Genomic DNA, 16,504 nt, shown 5'->3' on the forward strand with positions numbered 1-16,504 from the left:
GTCGAAGTCCCTCTCGCATCGCGGCGGGCGCTGACGGTCGAACGCCCCCTCGTCGAAGACACGACGAATCCGATGGATCGGTTCCCCGTCCTCAGAACTTTTCGATCGATCCGGCGCTGTCGTCCACGAAAAACGGACCCTGGCGGGTCCGTTGTCGTACTGCGAGCTGAAGTCGATCAGCTGTTCTTCGCGGCCGCGGCCTTGTAGTTCAGCTTTTCCTTGATACGCGCGGACTTGCCCGAGCGCTCGCGGAGGTAGTACAGCTTCGCACGACGCACGTCGCCGCGGCGCTTCACTTCGATCTTGTCGACGAGCGGCGAGTAGGTCTGGAACGTGCGTTCCACGCCTTCACCCGACGAAATCTTGCGAACGATGAAGTTGGAGTTCAGGCCGCGGTTGCGCTTCGCGATCACAACGCCTTCGTAGGCCTGCAGACGCTCGCGCGTGCCTTCCTTCACCTTCACGTGCACCACGACGGTGTCGCCGGGGGCGAACGCCGGAATGGTCTTGTTTTCGGTGAGGCGGGCGATTTCTTCCTGTTCCAGCTGCTGAATCAGGTTCATGTACGACTCCTGTCGATCCTATGGCACTTGGCCTTGCGTGCAGAGCAGGACTAATGCCTGGTGCATGCGGTTTGTATTCGGACTTTCAGGCGCTGCTGCCGCCTTCGGCCCGTTCTTGCTCCTGCCCGAATTCCTCGAGCAGTGACAATTCCTGCTTGCTGAGCTTGCGTCCCGCGAGCAGATCGGGTCGCCGGCGCGAAGTCGTCCCCAGCGCCTGCTTCAGCCGCCAGCGACGGATCGCGGCGTGATTGCCGGAGAGCAGCACCTGCGGCACGCGCTCCCCTTCGTAAATCTCCGGTCTCGTGTAGTGCGGGCAGTCGAGCAGCCCATCCACGAACGAGTCTTCCTGCGCCGATTCGGCATCGTTCAGCGCACCCGGCAACTGGCGCACGATCGCGTCGAGCAGCACCATCGCAGGGAGTTCCCCCCCCGACAGCACGAAGTCGCCGAGCGACACTTCCTCGTCTACGCAGCGGTCGATCAGCCGCTGATCGACGCCTTCGTAGCGTCCGCACAGCAGAGTCAGCGCCGGCAGCGCGGTCAGTTCCAGCACTTTGCCGTGATCCAGACGCCGACCTTGCGGCGACAAGTAGATCACGCGTCCGGCGGCCCCCAGCGATTGCTCTTGCGCCGCCCTTGCGCGGCCTATCGCCTTTTCGAGCGGTTCGGCCATCATCACCATGCCCGGTCCGCCTCCGTAGGGACGATCATCCACCGTCCGGTGCGGGTCCGACACGAAATCCCGCGGGCTGTGGAAGGCGATCTCGTAGAGGCCGCGATCCAGCGCGCGCCGGGTGATGCCGCTCGCGGTCAGCGCTGCGAACATCTCCGGAAACAGCGTGATCACATCGAAGCGCCTCGCGGCGGCTGGCGTGCTCACGCTGGCGTCACCAATCCTTTTGCCAATCCGCCCGGATCGTCCGCGCGGCGAGGTCAACGTCCAGCACATACGCGGCGACGAACGGAATCAGCCGTTCCTCGTCGCCGTCGCGGACCTGCAGCACGTCGTGGGCGCCGGTCGACATCAATGCTTCGACGGTTCCGAGCGGTTCACCGGCCTGGTTCGTCACCGTCATGCCGACGAGATCGCCCCAGTAGTACTCGTCCTTGTCCGGGGCCGGCAAGGCTTCGCGCGGCGCGCCGATGTAGCGGCCCTGAAGGGCCTCCGCACCGTTGCGGTCGCCGATGCCTTCGAACGATGCGACGAGTCCGGCTCCGTGTTCCTTGAAGCCGGTCAGCTTGACCGCCTGCCACGCGGACTCCGGCGCGTCGGCCGAGTCGGCAAGCCACCACTGCGCCATCTCGCGCCAGGACAGCGGATCATCCCCGAAAGGATGGAGCTTGACCCAGCCCTTGACGCCAAAAGGGGCGACGATGCGCCCCAGGATGACCATGACCGAAAGAATCGATCAGGCGGCGGCTTTCGCAGCCTGCTTGGCCAGGCGGAGCACCGTCGGCGACAGCTGCGCGCCGTTCTGCTTCCAGTATTCGAGGCGCTCGGCGTTGATCACCAGGCCCTTCTCGGACTCGGCGGCCATCGGGTTGTAGAAGCCGACGCGCTCGATGAAGCGGCCGTCGCGGCGGTTGCGCGAGTCGGCGGCGACGATGTTGTAGAACGGGCGCTTTTTGGCGCCACCACGGGCAAGGCGAATGACGACCATTTGGGTGTCCTGAGTTGGTATGCGAAAAGCCGGTGATTGTAGGGTAATTGCGGGGCAGCGACAAGCGCGACGTGCAGTGCGTCGTCCTGGGCACTGCGGATTGCGCGCGGCGGCGGGAGCGAAGGGCGGCTCCCAAGCGCGTGAATCTTGAATAGAATGCACGCGACCTCCCGCACGCGAACACCTCCGAATGCCCCTGCGCGAATCAGTCCCCGAGCAGCTCTTCCCTGTCCTGGCGTGGCTCGACGCCGAGCCGGACGCGGATCCGGTCGCGGACCTTGCCGCGCTGCGCGCGCATCTTACAGCGCTTCCGGCGTCGATTTCGTCGTCCCTGGAAGGGCGCGAGTGTGTCGGGCAACTGGCCGCGCGGGCGCTCGATGCGTGCGATCGGTTCAAGCCGCGCCTGCTCGATATCGCGCTGCCGCTGCCGCGACAGTTGAACGCCGCTTCGGTCGAGCTGGTTGCCGCGATGCTCGACCTTGCCGCGTTCTTCCTGTGCCTCGCCCCGTCAACCGGTGAAAGGCGTGTCCTTGCTCGTCGTGAGGATCCGTCAGGCTACGTGTCGCACGGTCTCCGCCTCGTTCGCGAGGCGTTCGTGGTGTCCGCGATGGGCGGCGCGGTCGTACCGCCCGGGCTGTGGTCGCGGGCGCACCAGCTGTACGCCGACGGCGTCCGCGACGTGCAGCCCGAGGGCGCGCAGAACGTCGCCGTGCTCGACTTCAAGCGCCTGCTCGCACTCGCGGCGCTGCAGCCGGAGAGTCTGACCGCGCGGGAACTCGTCTGGTCGAACGACTATCTCGAGGCCGCAGCCGACGCGGCCGTCATCTCCGGCACGCCGCTCCAGCCGACCGCGTCGGCTTTCTGGATCGATCCGTGCGAGGACGCCGGCCCGGTTGCGATGGTGCGTGAGAATCCGCCGGCGGTAGCCGGGGTGGTGTATTTTTCCGCCCACGGCATATCCCGTCGCGCCGCGGCCCACGTCGATTGGCTCAAGGCCAGGATGGCCGATGCGGAGACCGAGGGAGAGTGTCGCGGGACCGAATTGCTGACGCCGGACGCGGAAGGATTGCCGGTTGGCTTAACGCCGGCCGAGGCGCTGTCGCTGCTGGAGCGGATGCGCGACCGCTGGGCGTCGCCGCCCAACCGGGGCCAGCCGCGGCGGTCGCAGCAGTACACGATCCAGGTCTGCGCCGGCCTGCGGTTGATCTGGGAGGCGAGCCGGCGCGGTGCGGATTCGTCCGGCATCGTCGAATGGACCGTTCAAAACGAGAGCCCGGGCGGTTACGCGGTGATGGCGGTAGCGGGCGTGACCGGAACGCTTACCGCAGGCATGCCGGTCGCGTTGCGGCGCGACGCCGGCCAGCCCTGGTCGATCTGCCTCGTGCGCTGGATTCGGAGCGACCAGCCGGACCGCGCCGAACTCGGCCTGCAGCTTATCGCGCAGTCCTGCACGCCCGTCACGGTCGGATTCCGTGGCGGCGACGTGCGGATGACTGTCCCGGCGCTGATCCTTCCGCCGAAGGCTGCCTTGCGTCCCAATCAGGCGATACTCGCGCCCGCCGGCACTTACACGTCGCGGGCATTTTCGCTCGTTCACGACGGCGAGCGGGTCTACGTCGCGCAGGCGCGGGTGCTGAGCCTCGACATGCAGACGGCCAACGTCGAGCTGTTTCAGTACGAAATCGATCCTTATCCGGGTTGAACCGTCGCGGGCGGAGCGGCGTGCTTCGCGATCAGCGACGACAGCGGGAGGTCGGCCGCGCGAAGGGCCTCGGCGAGACGCTGGCCGACGACGTTCGCGCCTTCTCCGCCCGGTGCGGCAAGCCAGTCCGCCGGCGACAGTGCGAAGCGGGCGACGACCGCCGCGACGCGAATGTCGCCGGCATCGCGACTGAGGACCCAGCCGCCGTCTTCCGTGCGCACGACCCAGCCTGCATCGCACATCTCGCCGAGCAGGATCTCGCCTTCGTTGCTGGCGACGCGCGCCGAGCCTTGCAGCGGGCCGAACGACGACGCAACGCCGTCGCGCTGCCCTTGGGCGAGCGTGATCAGGATGTTCAGCGCTGCCCATGCACGGTAGCCGGGGAACGCCGGCAGGATCCGCGTGCGTTCGAAAAAACCCGGCAACGTCGCGGACAGCGCGGCGCCGAGCAGGATCACGACCCAGGAAAGGTAGAGCCAGACGAGGAAGATCGGCAGCACTGCGAAGGTGCCGTAGATCAGCGTGTAGGTCGGGATGCGCGCGATGAAGAGGCCGAACGACCGCTGCATCAGCAGAAAGACGACCGCCGCCGCGACGCCGCCCGCCAGCGCGTGGAGCGCGCGCACGGGATGGTTCGGCACGACGTAATAGAGGGCGCTGAACAGCGATGCGAGCAGCACGTGCGGGACGAGGCGGGCGGAAAAGTCGCCGATCAGCGAGCCTTCGCCGGCGAGCGCGATCGAGGTCGCGACGACGTGCCCGGTTGCCAGCACGATGCCGCCGAGCGCGAGCGGCCCGAGCGTCATCGCGAACCAGTGCACCATCAGGCGGCGCAGCAGCGGGCGCGGGCGTCGCACGCCCCAGATGTTGTTGAACACGCGATCGATCGTCAGCAGCAGCATCAGCGCGGTCAGCACCAGCAGCGCGATGCCGATCAGCGTGAGGCCAGCGGCCTTCTGCGAGAACTCGAACGCGTAGGTCGCGATGATCTGGCCGGCGCGCTCGGGCAGCAGGTTTTCGAGCAGGAACGCGCGCAGCGACGCCCCGACGCGCGCGAAGGCCGGGAAGTTGCTGAACAGCGAGAGGATCACCGTGACGAGCGGGACGATCGCGAGCAGCGTCGTGAAGGCGAGGCTTCCGGCGACTTGCGGGCAACGGGTGGCGACGAAACGTTCGGCCAGCAGGCGCAGAAAGTCTCGCGCGGAGTTCAGCAACATCTTGGAGGAGCCCCGGGGCGTCGAAGGTCGGCGCGTATAATCCGCGCATATTTTAGCCACGCGGCCCGCGATGAAAGAAATCCTCGTTCTCTACTACAGCCACCGCGGCTCGGTTCGTGCGCTGGCCGAGCACGTTGCGCAGGGCGTCCACCAGGTCCCGGGTGTCGGCGCGCGGGTGCGCACGGTGCCGAAAGTGTCGACGGTGTGCGAGGCGGTCGAGGACGACATCCCGGCGTCGGGGCCGCCCTACGTCGAGCCGCGCGATCTGCAGGAGTGCAGCGGCCTCGCGCTCGGCAGCCCGACGCGCTTCGGCAACATCGCGGCGCCGCTGAAGTACTTTCTCGACGGCCTCGCCGCCGACTGGGTCAATGGCACCCTCGCGGGAAAACCGGCGGCGGTGTTCACGTCGACCGCGAGCCTGCACGGCGGGCAGGAAGCGACGCTGCTGTCGATGATGCTGCCCCTGCTGCATCACGGGATGCTGATCGTCGGTCTCCCGTATTCGGAGGTCGAGCTCAACACGACCCGCAGTGGCGGTACGCCCTACGGCGCGAGCCACGTGGCCGGACCGGACGGCAATCCCGAACTTTCGCTCGAAGAGATCCGTCTTGCCGTCGCGCTCGGCCGACGGCTTGCGCAAAGCGCCGTCCGGCTGGCGCGTCCGCTATGAACACGCGTTCCCTGAACGTCGCGGCGAGCCTGCTGCTGGTCGCGCTGATCGCGCTGTGCGTGCTGTGGGAGGGCTGGCTCGCGCCGCTGCGCCCGGGCGGTTCCTGGATGATGTTGAAGGCGCTGCCGCTGATGGCGGCGCTGTTCGGCGTCCTCAAGGGGCGGCGCTACACCTACCAGTGGCTGTCGATGCTGGTGCTGCTCTATCTCGTCGAGGGCGTCGTGCGCGCGTCGGACCCCGGTCTCGGCGGGATGCTCGCCTGGGCCGAGGCGATCCTCGCCGCGCTGCTGTTCGTGACCGTCGTGCTCTACGCGCGGCTGAGCGCGCCGTCGCGGCAGGGGGCAGCGGGGAACTGAGCGCGCCTGTCCGCTGTTTCGGGTGCCGTATGCGGCGCCGCAGCCGTCCTCCGGCCGCGGCGCCGCAGCGATCAGATTTGCGGATTCAAGCGCTCGAACTTCCCGTGCAGCTTGTTCAGCGCGTTCAGATAGGCTTTCGCCGACGCGACGATGATGTCGGTGTCCGCGCCCTGGCCATTGACGATCTTGCCTTCCTTCGCCAGGCGCACCGTGACTTCGCCCTGCGCGTCCGTTCCGGTCGTGATCGCGTTGACCGAGTACAGCAGCAACTCCGTGCCGCTGTTCGCGAACGTCTCGATCGCCTTGAACGCCGCGTCGACCGGCCCGGAACCCTCGGCGGAGGTGCGGGTTTCCTGCCCGTCGACCGCTACCGTCAACTCGGCGCGCGGCGTCTCGCCGGTCTCGGAGTGAAAGCGCGACGAGACGAGGCGGTAGTGTTCCTGCTCGGGCGTGACGATCTCGTCGCTCATCAGCGCGTGCAAGTCCTCGTCAAAGATCTCGTGCTTCTTGTCGGCGAGCTCCTTGAAGCGAGCGAAGGCGTGGTTCAGATGTTCCTCGGACTCGACGACGATGCCGATTTCCTGCAGCCGGGTGCGAAACGCGTTGCGGCCCGAATGCTTGCCGAGCACGAGCTTGTTGGTCGTCCAGCCGACGTCCTCGGCACGCATGATCTCGTAGGTTTCGCGGTGCTTGAGGACGCCATCCTGGTGAATCCCCGACTCGTGGGCGAACGCATTGGCGCCGACGATCGCCTTGTTCGGCTGCACCGGGAAGCCGGTGACGCCGGAGACGAGCTTTGAGGCCGGGACGATTTGCGTCGAGTCGACACGCGTGTCGCACGGAAATACGTCCTGGCGGGTGCGCACTGCCATCACGAGTTCTTCGAGGGCGGCGTTGCCCGCGCGCTCGCCCAAGCCGTTCAGCGTGCATTCGACTTGGCGGGCACCCGCCATCACGGCCGCGAGCGAGTTCGCGACCGCGAGGCCGAGGTCGTTGTGACAATGCACCGACCAGATGACCTTGTCCGAGTTCGGAACGCGTTCGATCAAGGTGCGGATCGTCCCGGCATACTGGTCCGGCACGTTGTAGCCGACGGTGTCCGGGACATTGATCGTCGTCGCACCGGCGCGGATGACCGCGTCGAAGATGCGGACGAGGAAATCGATTTCGGAACGTCCGGCGTCCTCGGCCGAGAACTCGATGTCATCGGTGTATTCCTTCGCCCAGCCGACCGCGCGCACCGCCTGCTCGACGACCTGGTCGGGCGTCATGCGCAGCTTCATTTCCATGTGGATCGGGCTGGTCGCGATGAAGGTGTGGATGCGACCGCGTACCGCGGGCTTGATCGCCTCGCCGGCGCGGCGGACGTCGGTTTCGTTCGCCCGTGCGAGGGCGCAGACGGTCGATTCCTTGATTGCTTCGGCGATCGCGCGCACCGATTCGAAGTCGCCATTCGATGCCGCCGGAAAGCCCGCTTCGATGACGTCGACGCGCATTCGCTCGAGTTGCCGCGCGATGCGCAGTTTTTCGTCGCGCGTCATCGACGCGCCGGGGCTCTGTTCGCCATCGCGCAAGGTGGTATCGAATACGATCAACTGGTCTTTCATCGTCGGCTCCAAGGGAAATTGGACGTCAGGAAACGCATATGCCAAGACGCCTGCGCGTGATGCGCGGGCGGCGGACAAACGACAGGGAGGGGGGAAAGTATTTAGCGCGCGGGGCGCAGCAGCGGGCCGAGCAGCAGCAGGCCCGCCGGCAGGGGGCGAAGCGACAGGAGGGAGAGGTCGCGTTCGAAAGTCATGCGGCCGACTATAAAGCAGGCCCCGGAAATTGCGCAAGCGCGAGCCGATTGTTTTTGTCAATCCGTGCGATCGCGCCGACCTTCAGCGCAATTCGAACGCCTCCTGGTGGAAGCGCAGGCCGTTGATGCCGAGCGTGCGGTAGCCGTCACGCAGGGCGGCGGCGAAGCCACGCGGACCGCAGAACCAGATTTCCGCCTGCGCGCCGTGACGTTCGCTGAGTGTGAGCGCGGTCAGCGGCCCGTCGCGGTCGGTGCCGATCACGTGGAGCCGGATCGACGGCAGCGCCGCGCACAGCGATTCGAGGCGCGCGACGAACGGATCTCCCGCGCTTTCCCGCGTGCAGTAATAGAAGTCCGCGTTCGGGGCCGCGTCGGGCGTTTCCTGCAGCGACTCGAGCCACGCGAGGAAGGGCGTGACGCCGATGCCGCCGGCGATCCAGATCTGGGCCGCTTTGCGTGAGCGGTGGTAGTCGAAGCGGCCATAGGGGCCTTCGATCCTGACCGGCTGGCCGGGATGCAGGCGCGACGCAAGGCCGCGCGTGTAATCGCCCAGACCCTTGATCTGGAACGTGACGCGTCCGTCGCCGCGGTCGGCGGACGCGATCGTGAAGGGATGCGCGCCTTCGACGTGGTCGAAGGTCGCGAACGCGAACTGCCCCGGCTTGTGGCCGCGCCAGCCGTCGAGGTGGCAACGTACTTCCGTCACGCCCGCGGCCTGTTCCCGCAGTGACTCGACCCGTCCGGTGATCTGACGCGCATGGCCGATGCGGCCGAACAGCGAGTGCAGGCCGGCGTGCGTGCCCGCGACGATGAAGAGCGCGAGCAGCGCGCCGAGCGCGGTCGTCCAATAGCTCGGGGGCGCGAGGAAGGCCGCGTGGATCGCGAGCATGCCGTACAGCACCGGCATCGCGTGATGCAGCGAGCGCCACGGGCGGTACGGGAAGCGCTTCCACAGTGTGACGGCGAGCATCGCGAGTAGTGCGTAGATCGCCCACTCCCCGAACTCCTCGCCGACGTCGCGCATGATTTCGAGGAAGCCGCCTTCGTGGTCCTTCGGCAGCCGTCCTTCGCGGCCGAACACGCTCTTGATGACGTCGTCCGACATTTCGACGAGCCAGTGCAGCGCCGCGAACGAGATCGCGAGGATGCCGCTCCATTTGTGGAGGCGGTAGATGCGGTCCATGCCGCCGAGCGGACGCTCGAGCCACGCCGGCCGGGTCGCGAGAACGATCGCCAGCGACATCAGCGAGAACGCCCACAGTCCGGTGAGGTAAAGCGCCTCCTGGCGCACGATCCACGGCAATGCGGCGCCGCCGTCCGTGGCAGCAGGAGGAGTCAGCGCCCAGGCGAGCGTGACGAGCGAGAGAAAGCCGGCAAGTATCGTTTTCATCGTCGAGGGTTAGGCCCGAATGGTTGACGGGCGGCACCGCGGATGCGGTGCCGGATTGCGGCGCGCGGCCGAGGCCCGCAGGCAGCAGGGAGCAGCAGCTCAGTCGTCCTCGAAGTAGCCGAGCTTCGCATCGACGTGGCAGGCCGGGCAGTTCGCCTTCGAGCCCACGTCCTTGTCCTTCCATTCGCCGGGCGACACTTCGTCGTGCTCGTGGACCCATTTCGGCAGTTCGGTGATGCGCTGCGGCGACGCGTTGGCGCGCACGCCCTGCATCAGCTTGCGGCCGTACTGGCGACCGCCGGTGTCGGCGGCGTTGTCGACGAGGTAGCGGGTGACGCGGGCGGCCGTGTCGGCATCGAGGCTCGCGTCGTCGCCGAAATGGTTGTCGAGCTCGCTCATCATGCGGCGCCACGACGCCGCCGGCAGCATCGCCGCCGGAAAGGCCATGTGGCAGCCGCCGCATTCCTCGGCGGTGACTTTGTCGGCGACGGGCGGGAAGAAGTCGTCGCCGCCGGCGCGGGCCTTGCTCAGGACGGCGGCGGCCAGGCCGACGATCAGCAGGCCGGCGGCAACGGAACGGGTCGGGATGTTCATTGCGGATTTCCTCGGGAGTTTTTCGGTCGGTGGATCGCGTCGCTCACTGGCCCGCCATGTACGCGAGCCAGTCGCCTTTCTCGCGCGGCGTGCATTCGCGGCCGAGCACTTCGTTGCAGTTGCGCTTGAACCATTTCTCGACTTTGGCCGGATCCTGATAGCGCGCCGGCGACGCCGAAGCCGCCATCGGCTCGATCGCCTTGCCGGTCCGCGTCTTTCCGGGACCGCGGGCGTCCTTTCCGTGGCACGACGTGCAGGCCGGCGTGTCCGGCTTTCCGCCGGCGAATTCGGTGCGGTGGAGGGTTTCGCCGCGCGCCGCCGAGAACCCGGCGAATCCGGACCCTTCTGCTTTCGCCGCTGCCGCGTAGCCTTCGATCAGGCTCGCCGGCGGCGCGGCCGATACGGTCGTGGCGAGCGGGAGGACGCAGAGGAAGCCGATTGCATACCGTGTCACGGTCATGTTTTCATCCTTGTTCGTGGCGCCAGCGGGCCTGGCTTGATCCTGTTGCAGCCGACGGGCGCAGTTGTGAGGCCGTCGCTGGAGAGCACTTTGGGGGCCGCCGGCTGAACGAAGGCTGAAGCGGGCGTTCACGATTCGTTCACTTTCGCGCTGGTAGAACTTCTGGCATCGAACAACCACCGGAATCCGCCGTGCACTTATCCGCGCTTTTCGTTGCCGTCATCCTCGCCGCCGGGGTCGTCCCGTCCGCGAGCCTCGCGAGCGAGCCGGACCACGAACGCGCGCGCCAAGCGCTCGAACGGGGTGAAGTCCTGCCGCTGCGGGCGATCCTCGACAAGATCGCGCGCGACTACCCGGGCGAGGTCGTCGAAGTCGAACTCGAGCGCGAACGCGGGACGTGGATTTACGAGATCGAGCTGATCGGCGCGGACGGCCGACTCGTCAAGCTCGAGATCGACGCCGGTAGCGCCGAGGTGCTTCGCGCCAAAGGGCGCAGCGCTCGGCAGGAACGTCGATAAGAGGAGCAGGACCGATGCGAATTCTGGTCGTGGAAGACGAGCCGAAGCTCGCCGCGCAGCTCGTCGAAGGGCTGACGGAAGCCGGTTACGCGGTCGATCATGCCGACAACGGCCGCGATGCCCATTTCATAGGCGATGTCGAACCGCTCGACGCGGTCGTGCTCGATCTCGGGCTGCCGCTGATGGACGGGATCACGGTGCTGAAGAAGTGGCGCACGGCGGGCAGGACGATGCCGGTGCTGATCCTCACCGCGCGCGACAACTGGCACGAGAAGGTCGCCGGTATCGACGCCGGCGCGGACGACTACCTGACGAAGCCGTTCCACATGGAGGAGCTGCTCGCGCGCTTGCGAGCGCTGATCCGGCGTGCGGGCGGCCATGCGAGCGCCGAGCTGGTATGCGGCCCGATGGTGCTCGATACCCGGGCCGGGCGCGTCACCGTCGACGGACAGGCCGTGAGCCTGACGAGCCACGAGCTGCGGGTGCTCGCGTACCTGATGCATCACAAGGGCGAAGTCGTGTCGCGCAGCGAACTGACCGAGCACATCTACGCGCAGGACTTCGACCGGGATTCGAACACGATCGAAGTCTTCATCGGGCGGCTGCGCAAGAAGCTCCCGCCCGGTCTGATCGAGACCGTCCGCGGACTCGGATATCGGCTCGCGGACCCGACGTGAGCCGGCGTCCCGGCTCACGCGGTTCACTGCGCGTCCGGCTGCTCGCGGGCAGCCTCGTCTGGATTCTCGGCACGCTGACGGTGACCGGTTTCGTGCTGACGGACCTTTTCCGCCAGCACGTCGCATCGCGCTTCGAGGCCGAACTGCACCTTCATCTCGACCAGCTGACCGCGAACATCGAAACCGGCCCCGCAGGGGAACCGACGCTGCGCGCCGACTTGAGCGATCCCCGGTTGCTGAAGCCGTACTCGGGGCTGTACTGGCAGGTCGACGGTGTCGGCGATGCGGAACGGGCGGTGCTGCGGTCGCGTTCGCTGTGGGACGTGACGCTCGCGGTTCCGGCCGACAGCGTGCCCGACGGCGGCGTCCATGTTCACCGCATCGCGGGTCCGGACCGTCGGCGCGTCGTGATGATGGAGCGCGTCGTGCGGCCGGCCGACAGCCCGGACCGGCCGCTGCGGCTGATCGTCGCCGCCGACGAGAGCGGCATGACCGATCCGGTGCGCGAGTTCGTCGGCCTGCTGGTCGTCGCGCTCGGCGTGCTCGCGGCCGGCCTCGTCGTCGCTGTGGGCCTGCAGGTGTCGGTCGGACTCGCGCCGCTGCGCCGGCTGCGGGAGGCGCTGGCGACGGTGCGGGACGGACGCAGCCGGCAACTCGAAGGCGCGTTCCCGAACGAGGTCCAGCCGCTCGTCGACGAGCTCAATGCGTTGCTCGAGCACGACGCCGAAGTCGTCGCGCGCGCTCGCACGCAGGCCGGCAATCTGGCGCACGCGGTGAAGACTCCGCTCGCGGTTCTCGGCAATGCCGCCGCGCGCGAGCATGGCGCGCTCGCGGCGCTCGTCGCCGAGCAGGTCGACGCCGCGCAGCGGCAGGTCGATTACCACCTCGCACGGGCGCGCGCCGCCGCGGCGACGCGGGTGCCCGGGATGCGCACGCCGGTCCGACCGGCACTCGAGGCGCTGGTGAGGGTGATCCAGCGGCTGCATGCGGAACGGCGGCTGCAGGTCGTGATCGAACCGCCCGCCGCCGGGCAGGCCGAACCGGCCTTTCGCGGCGAAGAACAGGACCTGCAGGAGATGCTCGGAAACCTTCTCGACAATGCGTGCAAGTGGGCGGCGCATCGGGTGGACGTGCGGCTGTCGGGGGTCTCCGGACAGTTGCAGGTCGTCGTCGAAGACGATGGGCCGGGGCTTGCGCCGGACGAACGCGAAGCGGTGTTCGCGCGCGGTGTGCGGGCCGATGAGCAGGTGCCCGGGTCGGGCCTCGGCCTCGCGATCGTCCGCGATCTCGCCTGCCTGTACGGTGGCGACGCGCGGCTCGAAGAATCCGCATCCGGCGGGTTGCGTGCGGTGCTTGTGCTCCCCGCGGCCTGATCGAGAACGAACGGCCGGGATCGGGCCGATATATGCCAACCAACGGGAGAACACGATGAACCCTGAACAGACTCGCTCGCTGCTGACCGTCTGCCTGATGGCGGCCTTCTCGGACGGCCACCAGGATCCGCGCGAGCGCGAGCACGTGCGCAGCGTCGCGGAATCGCTTTCGGCGCAATCCGGCGCCGATTTCATGCGCCTGTATCAGGACGTGCTGCTGAAGCGGGTCACGCTCGAACAGGCCGTCGCGGGGCTCGATTCGCCCGAGCTGCGCCAGCTCGCGTTCGAGATGGCAGTCGGGGTGTGCGACGCCGACGGTGTCCACGACGCCGGCGAAACCGAGTTTCTCGATCGTCTAGGGGGCCTGCTCGGACTCGCGCGCGCCGCCGTGGCGCCGGTGGTCCGCGAGGCGGATGCGCTTGCGGCGGCGCCCGTCGAGGCACCCATTCCCGAATTGCCGGCCGCCGCGCCGGCGGACCAGCCCGAACTCGATCGGATGATCCTCAACGCGGCAATCCTCAACGGCGCGCTCGAACTCCTGCCGGAGACGCTCGCGTCGATGGCGATCATTCCGCTGCAGACGCGGCTCGTCTATCGCGTCGGCAAGGCGTACGGCTATGAACTCGACCGCGGCCACATCACCGACTTCCTCGCGACGGTCGGCGTCGGACTGACCTCGCAATACGTCGAGCAGTTCGGTCGCAAGCTCGTCGGCGGCCTGCTCGGCAAGGTGCTAGGTCGCAGCGGCCGCACGATCGGCAGCGAAGCGACCGGAGCGGCGTTCTCGTTCGCGACCACGTACGCGCTCGGTCACGTCGCGAAGCGCTATTACGCCGAGGGGCGCAAGCTCGACGCGGCGAGCCTGAAGGCGACGTTCGCGCAGACCGTGGACAGCGCGCGCGGTCTCCAGGCGCAGTACGCGCCGCAAATCGCCGAGCGCGCACGCACGCTGGACCTGAAGCGCCTGATGGCCGAGATCCGCGCGTAAGCGGACTTCCGTGGTCCGCCGCCTCGGACCGCGCTGACTTCAGCGAACTTCCGGCGGGTGGTCGGGAACGAGGGGGCAGCGCCCGATGCGCGGCGGGCGCCCCATGTCCTGATTCGCAGTTCGCGACGCTTTCGTGCGACCGGGCGAAATGACCGCCGTATCGGCATCGTTCGGACAGCGTTAGGCGGTATCCGCCTTCAATCGATCGGACGTTTCCAGGCGAAGCGGTAAGCTCGAATGGCGTCCGCGTCGTGGCAGCGGCCGTTGTCCGCATCGGCTTGCACCAGATACCAATCCTCTTCCTTCCCATCGCCGACGCGTCTGGCTTTGTCGGGCTCGAAGCAGCGCTGTAGTTCGGACGGTTGGATCAGCGCATGACTGTCGGGGTGGGCTCGCAGCCACTCGACGGCCTTTTCGGTCTGGTTCGCGGTGCCGACGCCGAAGTGCACCAAGGGCTGCCGAGCGAACAGCCACTGGCCTTCGCTCCAGTAGGTCAGTACCAGTTCGTTGCCTGCGGTAGCGTCGGCCACTTGCGCCATCAGGGTTTGACGCGGATTGACGCCTGTCACGATGGGCTCGATGAAGCCGCGCACGAACCACGCCAGGAACCAGACGATGGCCAAGCTGGTGAATATCTTCTTTCCGCGCGGACGCCGCGCGAACCAGCGGCGCAGTAGCCAGGGGACCAGCGGCGCGACCGCGAGCACCAGCCCCGGAAGGGCCGGGTAGATGTAGAGCTTGCGTTTGCCGCTACTGAGGCTGAAGAAGATCAGCACCAGCACGACCCAGCCCAGCAGTACCAGGTAGCGGCCGTCGCGCTTGGCGAGCTGGCGGCGCCACGCGGGGATCAGCCAGGGCAGGGCCAGCACCAGGGGCAACCAGTACTTGGGAATCACGGCAGTGAAGAAGTACCAGAAGGGCTCGCGGTGGTGCCAGGCGTTGGCGTAGCGGCGCGCGGTCTGGCGCAGGAGGATTTCGCTGACGTAGGCGCGACTGGCTTCGTCGCCGAAGAGCGCGACTTTCAGCAGCATCGGCAGCAACCAGGTGGCGATGGCGGCCAGGACCACCAGCAGGCCGAGCAGCCACGCGCGGCCTTCGCCGGGTAGCCGGACGACGCCGGACCAGCCCTGACGGGCTGCGTAAGCGTAGGGGATGAACATCAGTGCCGGCAGGAAGCCCACCCCCTTGCTGATGATGCCGAAGCCCATCGCGGCACAGGCGGCGTAGAACCAGCCCCAGGCCGGCCCGAGCAGCAAATGCCGGGCGATGCCGTAGAGGCCGAGCGCCGTCCACAGGCAGAGGAAGCCGTCGATCTGGCCGGCGCGCTGGATGCTGTAGGTCTGGTAAGTGGCGAGAAACAGGAGTCCGGCGATCAGTCCCACCCGGGGATTCCAGAGGCGGGTGGCGAGGTCGTGCAGGCAGGCGGCAGTGACGACGCCCGCCAGCAGCGCCGGCAGGAACAGGGCGACGTGCGGCGAGATGCCCAGCCGGATCAGGGCGGCAATCGCCCACATGAAAAGCGGCGGTTTGTCCGGGTAGATCTCTGCGGCGCGGTGAGGGATCAGCCAGTCGCCTCCCTGAAGCATTTCCAGGGCCACGCCGAGGAAACGTTCCTCGTCGACGTTCGAAGGCTGGCGCATGCCCAGGCCGGCACTGATCATGAGCGCGGCGAGCAGCATCAGGAACAGCAGCGAGCGGCGGGGGGTAAGGATCGATCGCACGGCCCGCCACCCTTGGTCCGGGACCGCGAAGGTCTGGGCCATGCTCAAGCTTCCAGTTCGCGAGCGGCGGTACCGAAGCGGGTGCGGCGAATCAGCCACCAGACGCCGAAGAGGTCCAGGATGCCCACCAGGGCGCGATCGAGATTGCCGTACTTGGATATGCCGGCCTGGCGCGGGCGGTGGTTGACCGGGTGGACCAGCATGTCTCCTCCGTGGCGCTGGATCAGCGCGGGGATGAAGCGGTGCATGTGGTCGAAGTAGGGCAGTCGGAGGAAGGCCTCGCGCTCGATCAGCTTGAGCCCGCAGCCCGTATCCGGCGTGTTGTCCTTGAGCAGGCGCCCGCGCAGGCGGTTGGCAAAGCGCGAAGCCCAGCGCTTGCTGGCGGTGTCGCGGCGGTTCACCCGATGGCCCGCGATGAGCTTGAGATTGATCGGCGCCTCCGGGGCCCGGACGATGGCGAGCATGCCTGGGATGTCGGCCGGATCGTTCTGCCCGTCGCCGTCCAGCGTGGCGAGCCAGGTTCCTTCGGCGGCTTGGGCCGCGTGGTAGATCGAGGTGCTCTGGCCGAGGGAGCGATCATGGCTGAGGATGCGCAACTGCGGATAGCCGGCGCGCTTCATCGCGAGCAGCCGCGCAGCCGTGTTATCGGTGCTGCCGTCGTCGACCACGATCACCTCGAAGGGCTCGCCCGATAGCGCCCGGCGAATCTCTTCCAGAAGCGCAGGCAGATTCTCGGCTTCGTTCTTGGCGGGGATCAGTACTGAGAGGTAAGGCCGGTTCGACATGCGGGGTCCGTCGTTGGAAGGGGTATTC

Annotated in this window: 18 protein-coding genes; 7 read left to right on the top strand and 11 right to left on the bottom strand. The window is 67.6% G+C overall.

The genetic code is table 11. The features are described from left to right. Positions 1-176: 176 nt before the first annotated feature. The 4 genes from rplS to rpsP form a co-directional block, all read right to left on the bottom strand. Positions 177-563, bottom strand: a complete 387-nt coding sequence (rplS, locus tag ROZ37_RS04980) for a 50S ribosomal protein L19 (protein ID WP_312657976.1) — start codon at positions 561-563, stop codon at positions 177-179. Positions 564-648: 85 nt separating this feature from the next. Further along, entirely contained in the window at positions 649-1,443 is a 795-nt protein-coding gene (trmD, locus tag ROZ37_RS04985) for a tRNA (guanosine(37)-N1)-methyltransferase TrmD (RefSeq protein WP_312657977.1), read from the bottom strand. Between the two features lie 7 nt (positions 1,444-1,450). Continuing rightward, the gene (gene rimM / locus ROZ37_RS04990; RefSeq protein WP_312657978.1) at positions 1,451-1,957 is read right to left on the bottom strand and encodes a ribosome maturation factor RimM; all 507 of its coding nucleotides are present in this window, start codon (positions 1,955-1,957) and stop codon (positions 1,451-1,453) included. 15 nt (positions 1,958-1,972) lie between these two features. Continuing rightward, on the bottom strand, positions 1,973-2,224 hold the full coding sequence (gene rpsP, locus ROZ37_RS04995) for a 30S ribosomal protein S16 (protein WP_312657980.1): 252 nt from the start codon (positions 2,222-2,224) through the stop codon (positions 1,973-1,975). Between the two features lie 190 nt (positions 2,225-2,414). Between rpsP and ROZ37_RS05000 the strand changes: the two genes are divergently transcribed. Next, the gene (locus ROZ37_RS05000) at positions 2,415-3,926 is read left to right on the top strand and encodes a hypothetical protein (RefSeq protein ID WP_312657982.1); all 1,512 of its coding nucleotides are present in this window, start codon (positions 2,415-2,417) and stop codon (positions 3,924-3,926) included. Here ROZ37_RS05000 and ROZ37_RS05005 read toward each other — a convergent pair. Beyond that, positions 3,914-5,143 carry a YihY family inner membrane protein gene (locus tag ROZ37_RS05005; protein WP_312657984.1) on the bottom strand — a complete coding sequence of 410 codons (1,230 nt, stop codon included), beginning with the start codon at positions 5,141-5,143 and terminating at the stop codon, positions 3,914-3,916. The genes ROZ37_RS05000 and ROZ37_RS05005 overlap by 13 nt on opposite strands. A gap of 70 nt (positions 5,144-5,213) precedes the next feature. Here ROZ37_RS05005 and wrbA point away from each other — a divergent pair, with 70 nt between their 5' ends. Beyond that, on the top strand, positions 5,214-5,813 hold the full coding sequence (gene wrbA / locus ROZ37_RS05010; protein WP_312657985.1) for an NAD(P)H:quinone oxidoreductase: 600 nt from the start codon (positions 5,214-5,216) through the stop codon (positions 5,811-5,813). Continuing rightward, positions 5,810-6,169, top strand: a complete 360-nt coding sequence (locus ROZ37_RS05015; protein WP_312657987.1) for a DUF2069 domain-containing protein — start codon at positions 5,810-5,812, stop codon at positions 6,167-6,169. Before wrbA ends, ROZ37_RS05015 begins: the two co-directional genes overlap by 4 nt. A gap of 71 nt (positions 6,170-6,240) precedes the next feature. On the opposite strand, the gene ROZ37_RS05020 is transcribed toward ROZ37_RS05015, so the two are convergent. From ROZ37_RS05020 to ROZ37_RS05035, 4 genes are all read right to left on the bottom strand, one after another. Beyond that, on the bottom strand, positions 6,241-7,776 hold the full coding sequence (locus ROZ37_RS05020; RefSeq protein WP_312657989.1) for a 2-isopropylmalate synthase: 1,536 nt from the start codon (positions 7,774-7,776) through the stop codon (positions 6,241-6,243). A gap of 276 nt (positions 7,777-8,052) precedes the next feature. Then, positions 8,053-9,360 (bottom strand): ferric reductase-like transmembrane domain-containing protein, encoded by a 1,308-nt coding sequence (locus ROZ37_RS05025; RefSeq protein WP_312657990.1) that lies wholly within the window; start codon positions 9,358-9,360, stop codon positions 8,053-8,055. 99 nt (positions 9,361-9,459) lie between these two features. After that, positions 9,460-9,954: a diheme cytochrome c gene (locus ROZ37_RS05030; protein ID WP_312657991.1), complete on the bottom strand. Its 495-nt coding sequence runs from the start codon at positions 9,952-9,954 to the stop codon at positions 9,460-9,462. 43 nt (positions 9,955-9,997) lie between these two features. Next, positions 9,998-10,414 carry a DUF1924 domain-containing protein gene (locus ROZ37_RS05035; protein WP_312657992.1) on the bottom strand — a complete coding sequence of 139 codons (417 nt, stop codon included), beginning with the start codon at positions 10,412-10,414 and terminating at the stop codon, positions 9,998-10,000. 191 nt (positions 10,415-10,605) lie between these two features. On the opposite strand from ROZ37_RS05035, the gene ROZ37_RS05040 reads away from it, so the two are divergent. The 4 genes from ROZ37_RS05040 to ROZ37_RS05055 are packed head-to-tail and all read left to right on the top strand — an operon-like array spanning position 10,606 to position 13,970. Beyond that, positions 10,606-10,932 carry a PepSY domain-containing protein gene (locus ROZ37_RS05040; protein ID WP_312657993.1) on the top strand — a complete coding sequence of 109 codons (327 nt, stop codon included), beginning with the start codon at positions 10,606-10,608 and terminating at the stop codon, positions 10,930-10,932. A gap of 14 nt (positions 10,933-10,946) precedes the next feature. Next, on the top strand, positions 10,947-11,609 hold the full coding sequence (locus tag ROZ37_RS05045) for a response regulator transcription factor (protein ID WP_312657994.1): 663 nt from the start codon (positions 10,947-10,949) through the stop codon (positions 11,607-11,609). Next, the gene (locus tag ROZ37_RS05050) at positions 11,606-12,982 is read left to right on the top strand and encodes a sensor histidine kinase (RefSeq protein ID WP_312657995.1); all 1,377 of its coding nucleotides are present in this window, start codon (positions 11,606-11,608) and stop codon (positions 12,980-12,982) included. Before ROZ37_RS05045 ends, ROZ37_RS05050 begins: the two co-directional genes overlap by 4 nt. A gap of 55 nt (positions 12,983-13,037) precedes the next feature. Next, on the top strand, positions 13,038-13,970 hold the full coding sequence (locus tag ROZ37_RS05055) for a DUF533 domain-containing protein (RefSeq protein WP_312657996.1): 933 nt from the start codon (positions 13,038-13,040) through the stop codon (positions 13,968-13,970). 197 nt (positions 13,971-14,167) lie between these two features. On the opposite strand, the gene ROZ37_RS05060 is transcribed toward ROZ37_RS05055, so the two are convergent. Together ROZ37_RS05060 and ROZ37_RS05065 are read right to left on the bottom strand one after the other, a co-directional pair. Further along, complete coding sequence (locus ROZ37_RS05060) at positions 14,168-15,733, bottom strand: glycosyltransferase family 39 protein (protein ID WP_312657997.1); 1,566 nt, start codon at positions 15,731-15,733, stop codon at positions 14,168-14,170. Between the two features lie 2 nt (positions 15,734-15,735). Further along, a complete protein-coding gene (locus tag ROZ37_RS05065) occupies positions 15,736-16,476 on the bottom strand; it encodes a glycosyltransferase family 2 protein (protein WP_312657998.1) in 741 nt (246 codons plus the stop codon). Between the last annotated feature and the right edge of the window lie 28 nt (positions 16,477-16,504).

Origin of the sequence: Aromatoleum sp. (genome assembly GCF_032027225.1) — a bacterium.
GTDB lineage: Bacteria > Pseudomonadota > Gammaproteobacteria > Burkholderiales > Rhodocyclaceae > Aromatoleum.

Excerpts from the sequence above, each read along its gene's own strand:
- rplS (WP_312657976.1), bottom strand. The coding sequence starts at position 563 with ATGAACCTGATTCAGCAGCTGGAACAGGAAGAAATCGCCCGCCTCACC.
- rimM (WP_312657978.1), bottom strand. The coding sequence starts at position 1,957 with ATGGTCATCCTGGGGCGCATCGTCGCCCCTTTTGGCGTCAAGGGCTGG.
- rpsP (WP_312657980.1), bottom strand. The coding sequence starts at position 2,224 with ATGGTCGTCATTCGCCTTGCCCGTGGTGGCGCCAAAAAGCGCCCGTTC.
- ROZ37_RS05000 (WP_312657982.1), top strand. The coding sequence starts at position 2,415 with ATGCCCCTGCGCGAATCAGTCCCCGAGCAGCTCTTCCCTGTCCTGGCG.
- ROZ37_RS05005 (WP_312657984.1), bottom strand. The coding sequence starts at position 5,143 with ATGTTGCTGAACTCCGCGCGAGACTTTCTGCGCCTGCTGGCCGAACGT.
- wrbA (WP_312657985.1), top strand. The coding sequence starts at position 5,214 with ATGAAAGAAATCCTCGTTCTCTACTACAGCCACCGCGGCTCGGTTCGT.
- ROZ37_RS05015 (WP_312657987.1), top strand. The coding sequence starts at position 5,810 with ATGAACACGCGTTCCCTGAACGTCGCGGCGAGCCTGCTGCTGGTCGCG.
- ROZ37_RS05020 (WP_312657989.1), bottom strand. The coding sequence starts at position 7,776 with ATGAAAGACCAGTTGATCGTATTCGATACCACCTTGCGCGATGGCGAA.
- ROZ37_RS05025 (WP_312657990.1), bottom strand. The coding sequence starts at position 9,360 with ATGAAAACGATACTTGCCGGCTTTCTCTCGCTCGTCACGCTCGCCTGG.
- ROZ37_RS05030 (WP_312657991.1), bottom strand. The coding sequence starts at position 9,954 with ATGAACATCCCGACCCGTTCCGTTGCCGCCGGCCTGCTGATCGTCGGC.
- ROZ37_RS05035 (WP_312657992.1), bottom strand. The coding sequence starts at position 10,414 with ATGACCGTGACACGGTATGCAATCGGCTTCCTCTGCGTCCTCCCGCTC.
- ROZ37_RS05045 (WP_312657994.1), top strand. The coding sequence starts at position 10,947 with ATGCGAATTCTGGTCGTGGAAGACGAGCCGAAGCTCGCCGCGCAGCTC.
- ROZ37_RS05055 (WP_312657996.1), top strand. The coding sequence starts at position 13,038 with ATGAACCCTGAACAGACTCGCTCGCTGCTGACCGTCTGCCTGATGGCG.
- ROZ37_RS05060 (WP_312657997.1), bottom strand. The coding sequence starts at position 15,733 with ATGGCCCAGACCTTCGCGGTCCCGGACCAAGGGTGGCGGGCCGTGCGA.
- ROZ37_RS05065 (WP_312657998.1), bottom strand. The coding sequence starts at position 16,476 with ATGTCGAACCGGCCTTACCTCTCAGTACTGATCCCCGCCAAGAACGAA.